Genomic DNA, 17,456 nt, shown 5'->3' with positions numbered 1-17,456 from the left:
TAATTAACCGTTAGCAAGCGAAGGAATAGCAGGATAATAAATTCGCTGAGAGTTGCCGAGAGGCAGGACGGTGACATTTTGGCAACATACGTTGCAGTTCACAGAAAAGTAGTCGCCATCCATGGCGCAGGCTTAGTGCAGGCTGGGATAGACGCCCGGACCGATCGGTAAACCGAGTGCGTACCACGCCAGCAGCAGCACAATCCAGGTGGTGAAGAACACCAACGGATAGGGGAAGATCAGCACGTAATAGGTGCCCAGCTGTGCATCTTTTTGATAGCGCTGCAGGAAGCCAAGGAACAGCGGCAGGAACGGCGACATCGGTGCCAGCGGCAACACCGCAGAATCGGCGATGCGGAAAATCATCTGCGCAAACGCCGGATGGAAGCCCAGCAACATAAACATCGGCACAAACACCGGCGCCAGAATTGACCAGATGGCCGAGCCGCTGGCGATAAACATGCACAGAAACGCCGACAGGAACATCAAGCCCATAAACGCCGGTGCGCCACTAATGCCCGCGCTCTCCAGCACATCGGTCAGGCCGATGGCCATGAACTTGCCCATGTTGCTCCAGTTGAAGAAGGCAACGAACTGCGACAGCGGAAACACCATCACAATAAAGCCCGCCATGCTCTTCATCGGATCCACCAGCAACTGCGGAATATCATCCGCGCGGCGAATCTGCTTCGTCACCGCGCCATAGGCAATCGCCACCACAAAGAAGAACAGGATGATGATCGGCACTATGCCCTGAATGAACGGCGACGGAATGATGCCGCCGGTTTTCGGATTGCGCAGCGGCGCGTGTTCCGGCACCACCAGCAGCGCCATCAGCGCGATAAACACCAGCGCGGCGATACCGGCAGCTTTCAGGCCGCGATTCTCCAGCGCGGTGAGCGGCGGCAGACGATCGTTGTTGCCGCCGTTCCACGCGGGCAGGCGCGGCTCGACAAACTTGTCGGTCAGCAGCGCACCGGCGATGGTCAGCACAATCACCGAGCTGGCCATAAAGTACCAGTTGTCGATCACGCTAACGTGCACGGTATCGCTCACCGCTTTGGCGGCTTCGGTGCTGATGCCAGAAAGCAGCACATCGGTGGTGACAATCAGCAGGTTGGCGGTAAAACCCGATGCCACGCCGGCAATCGCCGCCATCAATCCCGCCACCGGATGGCGTCCCACCGCGAGGAAGATCAGCGCGCCGAGCGGCGGCATTACTACCAGCGCGGCATCGGACGAAATGTGGCTGAAGAAGGCGATAAACAGCACCATGTAGCTGGCGTAGCGACGGCTCACGCGCGAAGCCATCTTCACCATCAGCGACTGCAGCAGGCCGACTTTTTCCGCCAGGCCCGCACCAATCACCAGCGCCAGAATCGATCCCAACGGCGTAAAGCCGCTGAAGTTTTTGATGATGTTGGGCAGGATCCACTGAATCCCGGCAACGCTCAGCAGGTTGTTCACCCGCACCAGCTCGCCGTTGGCCGGGTTTTTCACCGCCACGTCGAAGCTGCTGAGTATGGCGGTGGCCACCATTAGCACCACAATCAAATAGACGAACAGTAAGAATGGATTCGGCACTTTGTTGCCGACGCGTTCAATCCAGCTAAACAGCTTTCCGGGGCTGCGGTTCTCCGTGGTGGCTTCCATAGATCATTCCTCGTCAGTCGTCTTGTTATGTTTGCATGCCCGCTGGGGGCTATATTTTTTGTATTTTTTTGGTATTTCAGAGGTCGCCATTAATGGCGATCTGTATCGTGCGTTCATGGTGACGGTCGCCATAAATGGCGACCCTACGGCGCAGGGTGCGCGCCGGTAAAACGCATTGTTATTTCAACTTCGATGGCGTGACATCCGCTGGAATCGGGCAGACGTAAGGCTGCTCGCGGCGCACGCGCTGGAACTCGTCGCGGCAGCGTGCCAGCGCTTCGTCATCCTGCAACAAGGTCAGCGCGGTGGCAGCCATCACTTTTGCGGCCAGACACATGCCTTTGTGGGCAATGGACGTGCGGCCCTGCGCCACCAGTTGCCAGGTGTGCAGCGGCGTGCCGAAGGCGAAGCAGGGCGCAAAACACTGTGCGGTGGGCGTCACCCAACTCACATCGCCGACGTCGGTTGAGCCGTAAAGGATCTCGCGCGTCACCGCATAAGGCGCCACTTCATCCATCAAAATCTTGTCGCCCAACGCTTCGGTCCAGGCAACGCCCGCTTCACCGCCGGTGCGCGCTGCATTGAGACGCGCGTTGCGCAGATCGTCTTTGCTTAGCGTGGATCGAATCTCGGCGGCAAACGCCTGCTCCGCTTCACTGTAGTCAGGTAAACCAAACTGATGCAAATAACGCTCCATCACGCTTTCCAGCGCGCGATTCGGCACGTAATTGGAGCAGGCTTTATCGAAGCGCACCGTCATCTGCGTGTCGGTCATCAGGGCCGCGCCTCGGGCGATGTTGATGACGCGCTGATAGATATCCTGCGCCTGATCAAGCTGCGGCGCGCGAATCAGATACAGCACTTCGGCATCGGCTTGCACCACATTGGGGGAGACGCCGCCGGCATTGGTCACCGCGTAGTGCAGACGCGCTTCCTGCACGATGTGCTCGCGCAGGAAGTTGGCGCCGGTGTTCATCAACGTCACCGCATCCAGCGCGCTGCGTCCTAAATGCGGCGAGTTAGCCGCGTGCGCTGCCACGCCTTTGAAGCGGAAGGCGGCCTGAATGTTGGCCAGCGTGCTGAGGTTGAACATGCCGCTGAAACCTTCGGGATGCCAGGTCACTGCCGCATCAACATCATCGAACAAGCCTTCGCGCACCATAAAGGTTTTGCCGGAGCCGCCTTCTTCGCCCGGACAGCCATAAAAGCGCAGCGTGCCGCGCTGGCCGTATTCGGCCCACCAGGCTTTGATGGCGAAAGCGGCAGCCAAACCGGCGGTGCCGAGCAGATTGTGTCCGCAGCCGTGGCCGTTGCCGTTTTCCACCAGCGGCTGCGGCGTGGCGCAACCCGATTGCTGACTCAAACCCGCCAGCGCATCGAACTCGCCGAGAATGGCGATCACCGGTTTTCCGCTGCCAATGCTGGCGATAAACGCGGTGTCGATGTTGCCGACGCCGCGCTCAACGCTAAAACCTTCGTGTTCAAGCGCATCGGCCAGCAGCGCGGAAGACTTTGTCTCTTCAAATCGGGTTTCCGGCACGTCCCAGATGGCATCGCTGAGGGCGGTAAAACGCGGCTGGTTTTGGTTGATGTAGTGATCGATAAATTCGCTATGGCTCATCGCTGGCCTCCAAACTGTGATTGATTAAGTGCCAGCGTCGCCAGCGTCTGTACGGCAGTCGCCATGATCGCTTCGTCGAAATCGAACTTCGCGTTGTGATGGCCCGCCGCCAGATCGCAACCGAAAATTACGTAGGAGGATTGGCCGCCGCGCTGCTGCACGCGCTCCAGCATGTAAGTGGCATCTTCCGAGCCCGCCGCCTGCTGTTTGGTATCGATCACTGAGTTGAAAATGCCCAGCGCCTCGGCCTGCTGGTGGATGAAATCCACCCACGGCGGGCTCGGCGTGCAGCTACGCGCGCCGCCCATCAGCTTGACGTCATATTCCACGCCATACATCGCCGCCGCACCGGCAATCACGCGCAGCGCCTGCTGATAGATATCGTCGTTAACCTGATTGCTGACGCCGCGCGTTTCCACCTTCATTAGTGCGCAGTCGGGCACCACGTTGCGTCCGGTTCCGGCCTGCAACACGCCAACGTTAACGCGCGCCACACCGCCGCTGTGCTGCGGCAGATTGTGCAGCGCCAGCGTGGCCTGCGCCGCTGCCAGCAAGGCGTTGCGACCCTCTTCCGGTTTGCCGCCGGCGTGCGCGCCGACGCCGGTGAAATTGACGTCGAGTTTGGTGGTGGCGAGGAAGCTGTCGCTGCCACAGACGATTTCTCCGGCCGGTACGCCGGTGCCGAGATGAATGGCAGTGAACAGATCAACATCATCCACCACGCCCGCCGCCACCATTGCTTTCGCCCCGCGCACGCCTTCTTCGGCAGGCTGGAAAATGAGTTTGATGGTGCCGCTCAGCTGCGCTTTCATCTCCATTAATACGCCCGCCAGCGCCAGGCCGATGGTGGTGTGGCCGTCGTGACCGCAGGCGTGCATCATACCGGGATTGCAGGAGGCAAAGCCTTCGCGCGTTGGCAGATGATCGGCAGCGCGGCTTTCATTCTGATCGAGCGCATCCATATCCACGCGGAAACCCATCACCGGGCCAGGACGACCAGTTTCCAGCGTGGCGACCACGCCACAAAATCCGCCGGAGAAGTGTTTAATCCATTGCGGCAGCGCGCCTTGCTCCAGCGCGCGCGCTTCCTGCTGCGCCAGCACCTCATCAGAGGGTAATCCCATGCGCGAGTCGGCATCGATCACCTCGCGGCCCAGCTTGAGTTGATAACCAAGACGATGCAACTCTTCAGCTACCAACGTGGCGGTGCGGAACTCCAGCCAGCCCGATTCGGCAAAATGGTGCAGATCGCGTCGCCAGGCCTGCATCTGCGGGATGCGCGCGTTGACGAGGTCAGAAAGGGTTTTCATCGGCATTTCCTTTGTGTTGGTTTTTTATGCATTCATCCGAATCTACACATTGGTTTTGCCGCGCATAAGATGCGAATATCTTGCTACTGATAAACAACGGTTATCATCAAACTATGTCTGCGAACCTCAAACTTCATCAGCTGCGCGCGTTTGTTGACGTGGCGCGTCAGGGCAGCATCCGCGCCGCCAGCCGCTTGTCCGGACTTTCACAGCCTGCGCTAACCAAAGCGATTCAGGAACTGGAGCTGGCGCTGGGCGCGCGCCTGTTTGAGCGGCGACAGCAGGGCGTTACGCTGACCGATATCGGTGATAACTTTTTTAAGCATGCCAGCCTGATACTGGAAGAGCTGCGGGTGGCGCAGGAAGATATTCAGCAGCGGCTGGGATTGGCTGGCGGGCGCGTCAACATCGGCGTGGGCGGCAGTATTGCGCGCACCGTCATGCCGCAGGTGATCAATCAGTTTCATCGCGAGTATCCGCTGGTTAAGGTGCGGATTGTTGAAGGCCAGCTGGTTTCGATGGTGCATGAACTGCGTCAGGGCGAATTGGATTTCACCATCAACACCTATGATAAAAATCATCTCGATCAGGAATTGGTGTTTGAACGGCTGATGGAGCGCGACTATCAGGTGGTGATGCGCAAAGGGCATCCGATGGCGCACGCGCGCACGCTTGCTGAGCTGCAGCATTGCGACTGGACCATGCCGACGCCGCAGGGCAGCTATTATCGGCTGCTGCACGATCTGTTTGGCGAACGCGGCATGGCGCCGAAAATCGTCGTCACCTGCGAGACCTTTATGGCCTGCACCAGCCTGGTGGCGCAGAGCGATTTCGTCAGCATTATTTCGCGCGATGTGATTGAAGACCCGACGCACGGCGGCCAGCTGATTTCCCTCGATCTCGACGAACCCTTACCGAAAGCCACTTTCTATCTTATCCAGCGCAAAGACACCGCGCTGACACCGATGAGCGCCTATATGGCGCAGCTGTTTCGGCGCTACTGTCAGCAAAGGTAAGAGTGCGGCCTGGCTCGCAACTGTATAAATAATGCGCACTACACTTGCAGTGGACGTTCCCTTTATGGAGTACAGACCATGCAAGTTACCCCGTATGTGTTTTACAGTGGTCGCTGCGAAGAGGCGATTGCCTTCTACCTCGACGCCACCGATGGCGAGCTGCTGTTCAAGATGACTTATGGCGATATGCCGGATGAAACGCCGGTTGAGGACGAAGGTTGTATCTCGGGCGTGAGCTTTTCGCCGGAGCAGATTATGCATGCCCATCTGCGCATCGGGCAGGGCGAAATTATGATGAGCGACGGCGCACCGCAGGCGGCGTATGGCGGTTTTGCCGTGAGTTTATCCACGCCGGATGAGGCGCAAGGCAAGCGTTGGTTTGAGGCGTTGTCAGCGGGCGGTGAAGTGACGAAAAGCTGGGCACCGACGTTCTGGGCCAATGGCTTTGGCATGTTAACCGATAAGTTCGGCGTGCCGTGGATGGTGAATGCGTATAAGCCGCAGATTTAGGTGGGTGGTGCGCGCTGGCCCTCACCCTAACCCTCTCCCACAAGTGGGAGAGGGAACCGATCGAGCTAACAACGCCCTCTCCCGCTTGCGGGAGAGGGCTGGGGTGAGGGCTATGCAGCTCAAAACTTAGAAGTTGTAACCCACCACCAAATAATAACCCCAGCCAGTCGATTTCACTTCAAACGGACCGTTACCGAAGTTCACCTCCTGGCCGTCAGCCCACTGGCCGCCGTTGTGGAAATAACGCGCCACGGTTGAAACATGCCAGTGATCGTAGTTCAGCGACAGAATGTGGCTCGATGCAATCGAGTTGCTGGTGCGTGAACGATCGGACTTATCACGCAGATCGGAACCCCAGTCGAAGTTGGTGAAGCCGATGTAGCTCAGCTTGCCGCCCCATAGATCGGTAATCGGCACAAAGTATTTCACCTTGAAGCGATAACCATCCCAGCTGTTCTCGTTCGCCGCACCGTAGTTTTCCCACTGGTATTTCGCGTAAACGTTCAGCGACAGGCCGATATCGCTGTGCGTATCGATGTCGGTGCCGAGACCCATGTACCAGGTGTTCTGACGGCTATCGCTGTTGCGACCCATGTCATAGATGTAGTTGTTGGCGAAGTACCACTCTTTAAACGGACCAAAAGAGAGGTCGGTGCCGGTCAGCTTATCGATGGAGAAACGTGGCTCAATTTCCATGAACATCGGCGAACCGTGGTCGAACACGCCGTTGGCGTTGCTGTTGCCCACGCCGAAGAAGTTGGTCAGATCGAGGTAGCCGTAGAAATCGAACCAATCCTTTTTAGCAAAGGCTTCGTATTCCAGATACACGTCGTTGTTGAACTGGGGTCCAAAACGGGTGTGGTAGCTGCCCACCACGTTCACGCTCTGATGCCACCAGTCAGAAACGTACTGCGGATCGCTGTCTGCCGCTTGTGCCGCACCAGTCCAGCTGCTGGCCAATAAGGCCCCTGCTATCAACGCTTTATATTTCATTATTGTTAACCACATGCTTTTGATCGCCGGGCCGTCGCCGCGATCGGGTGAAATTGATCCCAGGGGATGGGCAGTGAGTTGTCGTATCCGGTCTGTGTCGCCAGATTTTCAAGCTTGCGTAATGTGCCTGTAACAGAGGCATAGAAAATAGATTTTGGTCACGTTTGTCAAAAAGTGTTGCAGTTTGATTCACTGGAAATGTGATCATTATCACATAAAGGCCGTGAGGCGAACGGAACCCCGCAACCGTTTACGTTGTCGCGTTCGTCGGGAAAAAGGTGTTGAGGGGATGGTGCGATAGGTTGCAAGGTCGCCATGAATGGCGACCTTGCGGGGTTATGGGAGGGTAACGCGTACCTGCAGGCCGGCAATCTGGCCCTGCTGATCGTGGCGGTTCGACAGCGCAACCTGCATCTGATGCTTTTGCGCCACGCTGCGCACAATCGATAAGCCTAAGCCGCTGCCTTGCGCCTGCACATCTGGTGAACGGGTGAAGCGATCAAAGGCGCGTTCGATAAAGGATTCCGCCATGCCGGGCCCGTTATCGACAATATCCACCACGGTGTGATTGCCGACGCGATGCAGCAGCACATCGACCAAACTGCCTTCCGGCGTGTGCAGCATCGCATTGCCGATCAAGTTATCGAACAGGCTACGCAGATCGGAGCGGCTGGCGTGCAGGCGATAATGCGTGGTGCCGTTAAAGCCGATATCAATGCCGCGCTTATCTGCCACCACCATCAGCTGCTCAATGCTCTCTTTCAACAGGTCGTCCAGCTCGATGCTTTCTACCGTGGCGACCACCGATTGATCTTCCTGACGTGAGATATTCAGCAGCTGCGTCACCAGATGGCGCGTGCGCGTTACGCCCGCTTCCAGCTGATCGAACTGGCGGCTGGCTTCACCGGGTTGAATATGTTGCCGCAGATTCTCCAGCTGCAAAGTCACGGCGGTAACCGGCGTGCGCAGCTCATGCGCCGCATCTTCGAGGAACTGGCGCTGCGACGACCAGGCCGCGCGCAGTCTATCCAGCAAAGCGTTGTAAGCTGCCACCAGCGGCAGCACTTCATCCGGCAAGCCATCAGGAGAAACGCTATGCGGATGCAGGGTTTCCTGGGCTGCGATATGGCGCGACGCCACGCGTAAATCGCGCGTTATCGCCCGCACCACCAGCCATATCACAATCAGTGAGAGCGGCATCATCAGCACCAACGGAATGATGGCGGAGAGCGCCCGCTTGACCATGATACTTTTCATGTAGCCGATATTATGCAGCACCTGAATATTGCCGATTTCACTGCCCAGCTCGCCGGGCCGCGTGTAAACACGCCATTCACAGTCGTCGCCACAATCACCAACTTTCAAATCGGTCCAGCCTTTTTTCAGCTGCAACGGCGCATGCAGGCCCGGCCACGAGCTGGCGCGCAGATGGTTGCTTTCGTCCCACAGCTGAACGATATAGGTGCTTTTGAGTTTCTCTTCATGCATCACCATCGGCATCAGTGCGGGCATGCGTTGGCTGCTGGCCCAGGCATCGGCGATCTTGGCGAGCTGATCGTCCTTCATGGTGCCCATCATGTCGCCGTAGCAGTGATAGAAATACCAGGTGACGCCGCCAATCATCGCCAGATGCAGAATCACCAGCGTGGCGAGCAGTTTGTTACGCAGCGAGCGCATAAAGGTGAAAGGTTTCATATTGCCGGTACCCGCCAGCCAAGTCCGCGTACGTTGCGGATCACTTCGTTATCCAGTTTGCGACGCATACCGTGAATCAGTACATCCACCGCGTTGCTGCTGACCTCTTCGCCCCAGCCGTAAATACGGTTTTCTAACTGTTCGCGTGAAAGGATCGCGCCGGGCCGCTCCAGCAAGGCGTAGAGCAGGGCATATTCGCGTGCGGTGAGCTGTTCGCGCTGGCCTTTGTACAGCACTTCGCGCGTCATGATGTCGATCTGCACGTCGCCGCTGCCGAGCAGAGAATCTGCCGCACCGTGACGACGGCGGGTAATGGCGCGCATACGCGCCAGCACTTCTTGCAGATCAAAGGGTTTCAGCAAATAGTCATCCGCGCCGCTGTCCAATCCCTGAATGCGCTGCTGCACGGTATCGCGGGCGGTGAGCACCAGCACTGGCGTCATGTCGCCGCGCGTGCGCGCTCGACGCAGCACCTGCAGGCCATCTTCACGCGGCAAACCAAGATCCAGTAACACGCAGGTATAGCCGCCTTCGGCCCAGGCATTGCTGGCATAGACGCCGTCGCGTACCCAATCCACCGACCAACCTGCCGCTTCCAGCGCTTGCTGCAGATTCGCGCCAATCATTTCGTCATCTTCTACCAGCAGCACACGCATGATGCCCTCCAACTTAACTGAACGCAGTGTAGCGACAGATAATTAGGCCAGAATTATACCCGTTTTCCCCCTTGCTAATTCTGCGCTAATTTTCTGCTAATTAAGGGATAAATTTAACGCGCTATTGTGGCTGCACTGGACATATTGCCAACGCAGGAGAATCCCATGAATCAGCGCGAATTTATCCGTAGTTTGCTGGACTGGATAGAGAATAACTTAGGGCACGATCTTCATCTGGATGAAGTAGCACGCCGCTCGGGATACTCCCGCTGGCATCTGCAACGTCTGTTCCGTCAGCACACCGGTTTTTCGCTGGCCGAGTACATTCGCCAGCGCCGCTTAACCGAATCTGCATTGACGCTGATTAACAGCGATGAGGCGATTTTGCAGGTGGCTATGAGTTACGGCTTCGATACGCAGCAGGCTTATACTCGCACCTTCAAAAACTACTTCATGGTTACGCCAGGCCAGCTGCGCCGCCAGCGTCGCGTCGAGCCAGATCGCTTATTGTTCCCATTGGCGGTCGCGTAGGGTCGCCATTTATGGCGACCGTTTCACCAACCGCACAAACCCAATGGCGACCGGGCTCGGGGATGTGTTGTAATCTGCTGTTCTCACTCTCTTAACTGCCAGAGAACATGGACAACAGCGACAATCTCTCCGCCATGATGCTGTTTGCACGCGTAGTGGAACGACAAAGCTTTAGCGAAGCCGCACGCACCTTAGGCGTTTCCAAATCCCACGTCAGCCGCGAAGTGGCGCGACTGGAAGTGCGACTCGGCATCAAGCTGCTGCAGCGTACCACGCGCAAAGTGATGCTGACGGAGCTCGGCCAGGCTTACTATCCATTCTGTGTGCGCATGCTGGAAGAGATGCATCGCGCCGACGCCTTTGTGCAGCAGGTGCATCAACTGCCGGCGGGCAACGTGCGCTTGCAGGCGCCGATCACTTACGGCTGCCAGTGCGTGGTGCCAACGCTGAATGACTTTATTCGCCGCCATATTCACATCAATGTCGATCTCGAACTCACCACCAGCGATGACCCGCAACCCAGCGCCGACGTAGCGATTGTCATCCGCGCACGTGCGCCCGATGCAGCCAACTATCGTGAACTCGCCAGCATTGACTGGGGCTTGTACGCCACGCCGGATTATCTGGCGGCGCATGCGCCCATCGATCATCCCGACCGCCTGACGCGTCACGATCTGCTGCTGTTTCACGGTCCGGCGCACACCGCCGCGCTGCCGTTTCGCCGTGATAAACAGCGGCTGGCGCTGGATGTGCATAGCCGTTTCCGCGCTAACAACAGCATGGCGCTGCTCAATGCGGCGCTGGCGGGCACCGGCATCGCCTATCTGCCCGCTTATATGACGCAGGATGCCTTAGCGCGCGGTGAAATCCAGCAGGTGTTACCGGAGTGGCAAATGGATCGCCTGCACAGCTATCTGTTGCTGAAAGAGCAGCCGCAACCCTCTTCGCCGGTAACCTTGCTGTGCGATGCATTAATCAACGCGCTCGGCACGGCGTAATTGTTGTTATCTGGCGACAATGTTGCGCCGCCTGGCAATTATCATCACAACCCTGTTTTCTCTGATTGCTCGCTGTTAGCCTGCTAAAAAAGCAAAAAACAGGGATATCACCATGCAGCAACCTCCACTCGCGTTAGCGCCCGAACAGCAACACTGGAAGCGAAATTTATTTGTCTGCGTGCTGGGTTCGTTCAGCACCATCGTGGCGATGACGCTACTGTTGCCGTTTCTGCCTCTCTACGTGCAGCAACTCGGCGTGCAGGAACCGGCGGCGATTGCGCGCTGGTCGGGTGCCGCCTACGGCGCCACCTTCCTCAGCGCCGCCCTGACCGCGCCACTGTGGGGCAAACTGGCCGATCGCTATGGCCGCAAATTGATGTTGATTCGCGCCAGCCTCGGCATGGCGATTGCGATGTCGCTGATTGGCATGGCCACCGCGCCGTGGCAGCTGGTGGCGCTTCGCTTACTAGCGGGTTTGCTCGGCGGTTATGCCTCGGGATCGACCATTCTGGTGGCGGCGCAAACGCCGAAAGAGCAAACCGGCTGGGCGCTCGGCGTGTTGTCGTCCGGCATTATGGCGGGCAACGTGGTGGGGCCGCTGCTGGGCGGCGTGTTGCCGCCGCTGATTGGCATTCGTCACACCTTTTGGCTGACCGGCGCGGTGATTTTCCTCGCCTTCCTCGCCACCACCTTTTTGCTGAAAGAGGTGCCGCGCTCCTCTGGCAAGAAAACCGTGCAAAACGCAGCGGACGACGCGAAGTCACTGAATCTGCCGGTGGTGCGCCTGATGTGGCTGTCGGGCATGCTGCTGATTTTCGCCAATATGTCGATTGAGCCGATCATCACGCTGTATATCGGCCAGTTTGTCAGTGGCGATCACGCAATAACCGTCACCGCCGGATTGGTGATGGCCGCCGCCGCGCTCGGCAGCATTATCTCCGCGCCGCGTCTGGGACGGCTGGCCGATCGCGTTGGGCATGGTCGCGTGCTGGTTTACGGATTGATAGCCTGCGCGTTGCTGCTGATCCCGCAGGCGTTTATCAGCGAAGCATGGCAATTGGTGGTGCTGCGTTTTCTGATGGGCATGGCGCTGGGTGGATTGATGCCGTGCGTCACGGCGCTGATTCGTCACAGCGTGCCGCAGTCACAGGTGGGTAAGATGCTGGGTTATTCCACTTCGGCGCAGTATGTCGGCCAGGTTTCAGGTCCGCTGTTCGGCGGCTTTATTGGCGGCGCGCTTGGTATGCGTCCGGTGTTTCTGGCGACCTGCGTGATTATGGCGCTGTGCGCGCTGTTAAACGCCCGCGTGCTGCGTAACCGCTAACTCGTAGGGTCGCCATTCATGGCGACCTTCATGATGGGCGCACCGCAAGTTTGTGCGTTTTTTGCAAAGGTCGCCATAAATGGCGACCCTACGAAAAAGCGGGCCTAAGCCCGCTTTGTTACTTCAACGCGAAAACTTACTTCGCATCTGGCAGTGCATAAGCAATCACATAATCGCCCAGCTTGGTACCAAACGAACCGTGACCACCTGCTGCGATAACAATGTACTGCTTGCCATCCACTTCATAGGTCATCGGCGTTGCCTGGCCGCCTGCTGGCAGACGTGCCTGCCACAGCATTTCACCGGTATTGGTGTCGAAGGCACGCAGATAGTTATCTGCGGTAGCACCAATGAAGAACACGTTACCTGCGGTGGTGATTGGGCCGCCCAGCATTGGCATACCCATTTTGAACGGCAATGGAACTGGCGCGCTATCGCGAACCGTACCAATGCGTTTTTTCCACACGGTTTCGTTGGTCTTCAGATCAACCGCTGAGACATAGCCCCAGGCCGGTTGTTTACACGGCAGACCAAACGGTGACAGGAACGGATTCAGCTCCACGCCGTACGGTACGCCGTACTGTGGCTGGATGCCGGTTTCAGTACCTGAACCGCCTTTGTCGTCAGCCGGTGGCTCGATCGGGTTGCCCGGACCGCGCGGAACCAGCTTGGAAACAAACGGCAGCGCCATTGGGTTAGCAATCGCAATCTGACGATGTGGATCCACCGCGATACCGCCCCATTCGAACATGCCGAGGTTGCCTGGGAACACCAGCGTACCTTGCTCAGACGGCGGGGTGAACGGACCTTCATAGCGCAGACGCTTGAAGATCACGCGGCACACCAGCTGGTCGTACAGGGTCGCGCCCCACATGTCCTTGTCCGTCAGATTCTGTTTCGGACGGAAGGTCAGCTCGGAGTACGGCTGAGTCGGTGAAACGTGGTCACCTTTAGCGGCGCCCTGTGGAACCGGGGTTTCCGGCGCAGGGACAACCGGCTCGCCGGTACGACGATCCAGCACAAAGATGTTACCGGTTTTCGCCGGTGCATAAATTACCGGTACGGTTTTGCCATCTTTGGTGGTGATATCGGCCAGCGTCGGCTGCGACGGCAGGTCCATATCCCACAGATCGTGATGCACGGTCTGATACGACCACACCAGCTTACCGGTGGTGGCGTTCAGTGCCAGTACGCTACTCGCATAACGTTCCTGTTCTGCTGTGCGGTTGCCACCCCAGATATCCGGCGTTGACACACCCATTGGCAGGTAAACGATATCCAGTTTCGGATCGTACACCGCCGGTGCCCATGAGTTCGGTGAATTCATGGTGAAGGTGTGTTCATCCTGTGGAATCGCGTTTGGATCTTTCGCGCCCGGATCGAACACCCACAACAGTTTACCGGTGTTGACGTCGAAGCCACGGATGGCGCCAGACGGCTCACGGGTTGAGTAGTTATCGGTGACCGCACCCGCAACCACGATAGTGGTGTCGGTGATGACCGGCGGTGACGTCGGCTCGTACTGACCTGGGGTCAATACTGGCTGCTTGTGCTGCAGATCCAGTTCACCGTTGTTGCCAAAGGCAGCACAACGTTCACCGGTTTCTGCATCCAGCGCGAACATGCGGCCATCATTTACCGGCAGGTAAATACGGCGTGAGCACAGCGCAGGTTGGGTATTGGCCGCATCAGCTGCAGCAGGGACTTCGTGGTAAGAAACGCCACGGCAGGTCACGTGCTGGAAGGTTGGATTCGGCTTCAGGCCCGGATCAAATTTCCACTTCTGCTTACCGGTTTTGGCATCCAGCGCAAACAGAATCTGATGCGGTGAGCACAGATACAGGGTGTCGCGGATTTTGATTGGCGTGACTTCATCGGTGATTTCGCCCGGATCGTTTGGCGTCTTCAAATCGCCGGTCTGGAACTGCCAGGCAACCTGCAGCTCTTTAACGTTACCGGTGTTGATCTGCTTCAGCGGCGAGAAACGGGTGCCTTGCTGGTCACGTGCATACGCAGGCCAGTCAGCATCATCGATTTTGCTCAGCGGCTGTGCCTGCGGAGCATTTGAGGCCGCCGCTGGAATTTCACCGTTCAGCTCTTGTGGATCGTGGAACACTGCCCACGCCAGCACCAGCACGCTGGCAAGCAGCGCCACTGACAACAGCGCCAGAGCGCCTTTGCCGGCATTATTCAGACCGCGATAAACAAACGGCAGAATCAGCCAGATGCCGAAGATCACCAGCACATCGGTACGCGGTGCCAGCGCCCAGAAGTCGAAACCGACTTCCCAAACGCCCCACACCAGCGTTGCCAACAGCAGCAATGCGTACAGCAGTAATGCTGAGCCGCTACGGCGCCACAGCAGAATAGCGGTGATCAACATGACCACACCGCCAATAACGTAGTACCAGGAACCACCAATGGCGGCTAACCAAACGCCACCAACCAGCATAAACGCGCCCGTCAGCAGTGCAAACAGCACTGTGAGAAAACGGATTACGCCAAAAGATGAGGAAGCTTTCCCCATAATATTGACCTCTTTCTTTGCCATTAAAAACTAAAAAGGAAACAACGCGTTGGGTTGCTTCCCGACATAGAGTACGAAATAACGAAACGGTTCGAACGACGCTTTCCGTGCGGCGAGATGTTCCCTTTGCGTTAAATTTTATCTTAAAAACGTTAAAGGGTTTGATATTTTTAGTGCTTTGCACTCGTGGGGAGGAAGTAGTGCGACATTTTATGGGGGAATAAAGGTGTTATGTCCGGTTAGATCGGGCCATAACACCTAAGAGCAACACTTTGTGTAAACGTTTACCCTTCGAGCAGCATGCTGCTGGTGCGTTGCTGTTGCCAGCCACTCAAATTAAGCTGCGCATAGTGTTCAGCAGTTAGCGTTAACTGCTGGGTACGTAATATTACCTCCGCTTCTCTTTCGCGACAGGACTCCAGCAGAAAAGGAAAGCTGAACTTGAGGTAATTATCGTTAAAAAATTCATCGGTCAGCACAATACCGCGAAAAGGAAAGGTGGATATATTCTTCCAGCAGGTGCCGGGCGGAGCCAAATCATATAGCCAAAATGAGAAACGCTCTGCGGCCTGGCGTAATGCACTATCTTGCTGAACTAAATCGGCATAATTGATCGCCAATTGTACATTCTCATTCTGCAGGCAGGAATAATTATCCGGTGCCTGTAAAAAGCGCAGAAGGTTATTTCCCGTTAACGGGATGATTATTAATTCGGGTGCATCCGGCAACTGGTTATGCAGCGAAATTATGTTGCATCCATTAAGTGTTGTCGTGCTTTCCTGTTTGCAATGCATAAAAGGTGCTGAATAACACACGCCAGCTAGCGCACCGTCGAAACGGCGAATGCGCTCAGTAACATAAGGATTATAAGATCTGTTTTCCATTTATCTCTGTGAATAAATTAATTGGATGGAACGTCTTAATTATTATAAGAACGGGCGTCTGGTGAAATCTTAATCGCGACAATATAAACCCTTTACTTAATAAAGTTGAGATTTTTTAATTGTCTCTGATAGAGAGATATTAAGTGAAGCGGTTGCGATAATTCACACTCATCTTATCTGTGATGATATTTTCACGTTATAACCATCAGCCGGCTAATATTAAGAGCTCTATGCTTAGCTAAATTTTGGATAAGCTTCTGTTTTTAAACAGCACGGCTAGCCATTGCCTGGCTCAACAAGATGCCGCACTCTGTGGCCTGAAAAAATAAAGCGGAAGCCATGATGTGGCTTTTCACCAGGTTGGTGCAACGACGCTAACCGATGTAATGATTTAGGATGGGATAAAACTATGGGCTCTACAGTATCCGCAGCAGAGGATTCGTTGCTGCGGCACAGGTCGTTTGTCGCCTTTTGGCTGGCGCGCACCTGTTCATCGTTTGGTTTTCAAATGTTCTCGGTCGCGGTCAGTTGGCAAATCTATGCGCTGACTCACAGCGCGATGGCACTGGGCATGATTGGTCTGATGCAATTTCTACCTTCCGTGCTGCTGGCACTGCCCGCCGGACATCTGGCGGATCAGCTCGACCGTCGCCGCATTGTATTGCTCGGACAATGCATTGAGTGGCTGGCGCTGCTGGGGCTGGTTGCGCTCACGCTGATGAACTGGGCGGGCAAGATTGAGATTTGGGGATTGGTGTTCCTGATCTCCGTGGCCAAGGCGCTTGAGTGGCCAGCGATTACCTCGATGCTGCCCGCGCTGGTGCCGCCGCCGATTCTGGCCCGCGCCATGGCTGCCAGTTCGGTGGGCGGACAGGCGGCGGTGATTATCGGCCCAACGCTCGGCGGCTTCCTTTATGTTGCGGGTCCGGATGTGGTGTATGGCGTCTCGGCGCTGTTCTATCTGTTCTCCATCGTGCTGGTGAGCCGACTGCGCTATGAGCGGCCGCCACAGGCGCGCTTGCCGATGAATCTGCCCAACCTGTTTGCGGGCGTACGGTTTATCCGCGATCGCAAAGATGTGCTCGGCGTGATTTCACTCGATCTGTTCGCGGTGCTGTTGGGCGGCGCGACTGCGCTGCTGCCGATCTTCGCGCAGGATATTCTGCATACCGGGCCGTGGGGATTGGGCATCCTGCGCGGTGCGCCATCGGTCGGCGCGCTGCTGGTTGGCGTGTGGCTGAGTCGTCATAAGCTGGAGAAGAACGTCGGCATGATCATGTTCGGTTCGGTGGCGGGTTTTGGCGTGGCGACGCTGGTGTTCGCGCTCTCCACCCAACTGTGGCTGTCGGTGATCGCGTTAGCGGCGCTGGGCGGTTTCGATATGGTCAGCATGGTGATTCGCGGCGCGTTGGTGCAGTTGGATACGCCGGATGATATGCGCGGCCGCGTCAATGCGGTCAACGCCATCTTCATTAATACCTCGAATCAGCTCGGCGAGTTTGAGTCAGGTTTATTGGCGGCGTGGATGGGCGCAGTGCCCGCAGCAGCGATTGGCGGCATCGGCACGCTGATCGTGGTGGGCGTGTGGATGACGATTTTCCCGCATCTGCGTAAGCGCCAGAAGCTGGAAAACGAAACCGTGGTTTGATGGGTTGGTCGTCATGATTTCGTGCGTCCATTTTGACGGTCGCCATGAATGGCGACCCTACGGCGTAGGGTGCGCATTTATGCGCACCGT

General features: G+C 56.8%; 14 protein-coding genes. 6 read left to right on the top strand and 8 right to left on the bottom strand.

The features are described from left to right. Positions 1-132: 132 nt before the first annotated feature. The 3 genes from abgT to BM323_RS19815 all read right to left on the bottom strand — a co-directional run bounded on the left by abgT (position 133) and on the right by BM323_RS19815 (position 4,584). A complete protein-coding gene (abgT, locus tag BM323_RS19825) occupies positions 133-1,653 on the bottom strand; it encodes a p-aminobenzoyl-glutamate transporter (RefSeq protein ID WP_008105612.1) in 1,521 nt (506 codons plus the stop codon). Positions 1,654-1,831: 178 nt separating this feature from the next. Further along, positions 1,832-3,274, bottom strand: a complete 1,443-nt coding sequence (locus tag BM323_RS19820) for a M20 family metallopeptidase (protein ID WP_008105610.1) — start codon at positions 3,272-3,274, stop codon at positions 1,832-1,834. Then, positions 3,271-4,584, bottom strand: coding sequence for an amidohydrolase (locus BM323_RS19815; protein WP_008105608.1), 1,314 nt, complete (start codon positions 4,582-4,584; stop codon positions 3,271-3,273). The genes BM323_RS19820 and BM323_RS19815 overlap by 4 nt, the downstream gene beginning before the upstream one ends. Before the next feature lie 113 nt (positions 4,585-4,697). Here BM323_RS19815 and BM323_RS19810 point away from each other — a divergent pair, with 113 nt between their 5' ends. Both BM323_RS19810 and yjdN read left to right on the top strand, forming a co-directional pair. Beyond that, the gene (locus BM323_RS19810) at positions 4,698-5,600 is read left to right on the top strand and encodes a LysR family transcriptional regulator (protein WP_008105606.1); all 903 of its coding nucleotides are present in this window, start codon (positions 4,698-4,700) and stop codon (positions 5,598-5,600) included. Between the two features lie 78 nt (positions 5,601-5,678). Further along, positions 5,679-6,110 (top strand): VOC family metalloprotein YjdN, encoded by a 432-nt coding sequence (gene yjdN, locus BM323_RS19805; protein WP_008105604.1) that lies wholly within the window; start codon positions 5,679-5,681, stop codon positions 6,108-6,110. 126 nt (positions 6,111-6,236) lie between these two features. Here yjdN and BM323_RS19800 read toward each other — a convergent pair whose 3' ends face one another. From BM323_RS19800 to BM323_RS19790, 3 genes are all read right to left on the bottom strand, one after another. Further along, positions 6,237-7,103: a nucleoside-specific channel-forming protein Tsx gene (locus BM323_RS19800; RefSeq protein ID WP_008105602.1), complete on the bottom strand. Its 867-nt coding sequence runs from the start codon at positions 7,101-7,103 to the stop codon at positions 6,237-6,239. Between the two features lie 336 nt (positions 7,104-7,439). Then, the gene (locus BM323_RS19795) at positions 7,440-8,798 is read right to left on the bottom strand and encodes a sensor histidine kinase (RefSeq protein ID WP_008105600.1); all 1,359 of its coding nucleotides are present in this window, start codon (positions 8,796-8,798) and stop codon (positions 7,440-7,442) included. Then, positions 8,795-9,454, bottom strand: coding sequence for a response regulator (locus BM323_RS19790; protein WP_008105599.1), 660 nt, complete (start codon positions 9,452-9,454; stop codon positions 8,795-8,797). Before BM323_RS19790 ends, BM323_RS19795 begins: the two co-directional genes overlap by 4 nt. A gap of 165 nt (positions 9,455-9,619) precedes the next feature. Between BM323_RS19790 and BM323_RS19785 the strand changes: the two genes are divergently transcribed. The 3 genes from BM323_RS19785 to BM323_RS19775 all read left to right on the top strand — a co-directional run bounded on the left by BM323_RS19785 (position 9,620) and on the right by BM323_RS19775 (position 12,307). After that, the gene (locus tag BM323_RS19785) at positions 9,620-9,985 is read left to right on the top strand and encodes a helix-turn-helix domain-containing protein (RefSeq protein ID WP_008105596.1); all 366 of its coding nucleotides are present in this window, start codon (positions 9,620-9,622) and stop codon (positions 9,983-9,985) included. A 107-nt stretch (positions 9,986-10,092) separates the two neighbouring features. Next, complete coding sequence (locus BM323_RS19780) at positions 10,093-10,983, top strand: LysR family transcriptional regulator (RefSeq protein WP_008105594.1); 891 nt, start codon at positions 10,093-10,095, stop codon at positions 10,981-10,983. A gap of 112 nt (positions 10,984-11,095) precedes the next feature. Beyond that, the gene (locus tag BM323_RS19775) at positions 11,096-12,307 is read left to right on the top strand and encodes an MFS transporter (protein ID WP_008105592.1); all 1,212 of its coding nucleotides are present in this window, start codon (positions 11,096-11,098) and stop codon (positions 12,305-12,307) included. A 136-nt stretch (positions 12,308-12,443) separates the two neighbouring features. On the opposite strand, the gene BM323_RS19770 is transcribed toward BM323_RS19775, so the two are convergent. Next, positions 12,444-14,834: a glucose/quinate/shikimate family membrane-bound PQQ-dependent dehydrogenase gene (locus BM323_RS19770; protein ID WP_008105591.1), complete on the bottom strand. Its 2,391-nt coding sequence runs from the start codon at positions 14,832-14,834 to the stop codon at positions 12,444-12,446. Between the two features lie 284 nt (positions 14,835-15,118). Next, entirely contained in the window at positions 15,119-15,718 is a 600-nt protein-coding gene (locus BM323_RS19765; RefSeq protein WP_008105589.1) for a hypothetical protein, read from the bottom strand. A gap of 409 nt (positions 15,719-16,127) precedes the next feature. Here BM323_RS19765 and BM323_RS19760 point away from each other — a divergent pair, with 409 nt between their 5' ends. After that, entirely contained in the window at positions 16,128-17,366 is a 1,239-nt protein-coding gene (locus BM323_RS19760; protein ID WP_008105588.1) for an MFS transporter, read from the top strand. Positions 17,367-17,456 lie beyond the last annotated feature (90 nt).

Origin of the sequence: Pantoea sp. YR525 (assembly GCF_900116775.1) — a bacterium.
GTDB classification, from domain to species: Bacteria; Pseudomonadota; Gammaproteobacteria; order Enterobacterales; family Enterobacteriaceae; genus Pantoea; species Pantoea symbiotica.
The sequence above is the reverse complement of the archived record's forward strand: the minus strand, read 5'-3'. Positions and strand labels throughout refer to the sequence as shown.

What these genes read in the sequence shown, in the direction of transcription:
- abgT (WP_008105612.1), bottom strand. Translation starts at nt 1,653, where the DNA reads ATGGAAGCCACCACGGAGAACCGCAGCCCCGGAAAGCTGTTTAGCTGG.
- BM323_RS19820 (WP_008105610.1), bottom strand. Translation starts at nt 3,274, where the DNA reads ATGAGCCATAGCGAATTTATCGATCACTACATCAACCAAAACCAGCCG.
- BM323_RS19815 (WP_008105608.1), bottom strand. Translation starts at nt 4,584, where the DNA reads ATGAAAACCCTTTCTGACCTCGTCAACGCGCGCATCCCGCAGATGCAG.
- BM323_RS19810 (WP_008105606.1), top strand. Translation starts at nt 4,698, where the DNA reads ATGTCTGCGAACCTCAAACTTCATCAGCTGCGCGCGTTTGTTGACGTG.
- yjdN (WP_008105604.1), top strand. Translation starts at nt 5,679, where the DNA reads ATGCAAGTTACCCCGTATGTGTTTTACAGTGGTCGCTGCGAAGAGGCG.
- BM323_RS19800 (WP_008105602.1), bottom strand. Translation starts at nt 7,103, where the DNA reads ATGAAATATAAAGCGTTGATAGCAGGGGCCTTATTGGCCAGCAGCTGG.
- BM323_RS19795 (WP_008105600.1), bottom strand. Translation starts at nt 8,798, where the DNA reads ATGAAACCTTTCACCTTTATGCGCTCGCTGCGTAACAAACTGCTCGCC.
- BM323_RS19790 (WP_008105599.1), bottom strand. Translation starts at nt 9,454, where the DNA reads ATGCGTGTGCTGCTGGTAGAAGATGACGAAATGATTGGCGCGAATCTG.
- BM323_RS19785 (WP_008105596.1), top strand. Translation starts at nt 9,620, where the DNA reads ATGAATCAGCGCGAATTTATCCGTAGTTTGCTGGACTGGATAGAGAAT.
- BM323_RS19780 (WP_008105594.1), top strand. Translation starts at nt 10,093, where the DNA reads ATGGACAACAGCGACAATCTCTCCGCCATGATGCTGTTTGCACGCGTA.
- BM323_RS19775 (WP_008105592.1), top strand. Translation starts at nt 11,096, where the DNA reads ATGCAGCAACCTCCACTCGCGTTAGCGCCCGAACAGCAACACTGGAAG.
- BM323_RS19770 (WP_008105591.1), bottom strand. Translation starts at nt 14,834, where the DNA reads ATGGGGAAAGCTTCCTCATCTTTTGGCGTAATCCGTTTTCTCACAGTG.
- BM323_RS19765 (WP_008105589.1), bottom strand. Translation starts at nt 15,718, where the DNA reads ATGGAAAACAGATCTTATAATCCTTATGTTACTGAGCGCATTCGCCGT.
- BM323_RS19760 (WP_008105588.1), top strand. Translation starts at nt 16,128, where the DNA reads ATGGGCTCTACAGTATCCGCAGCAGAGGATTCGTTGCTGCGGCACAGG.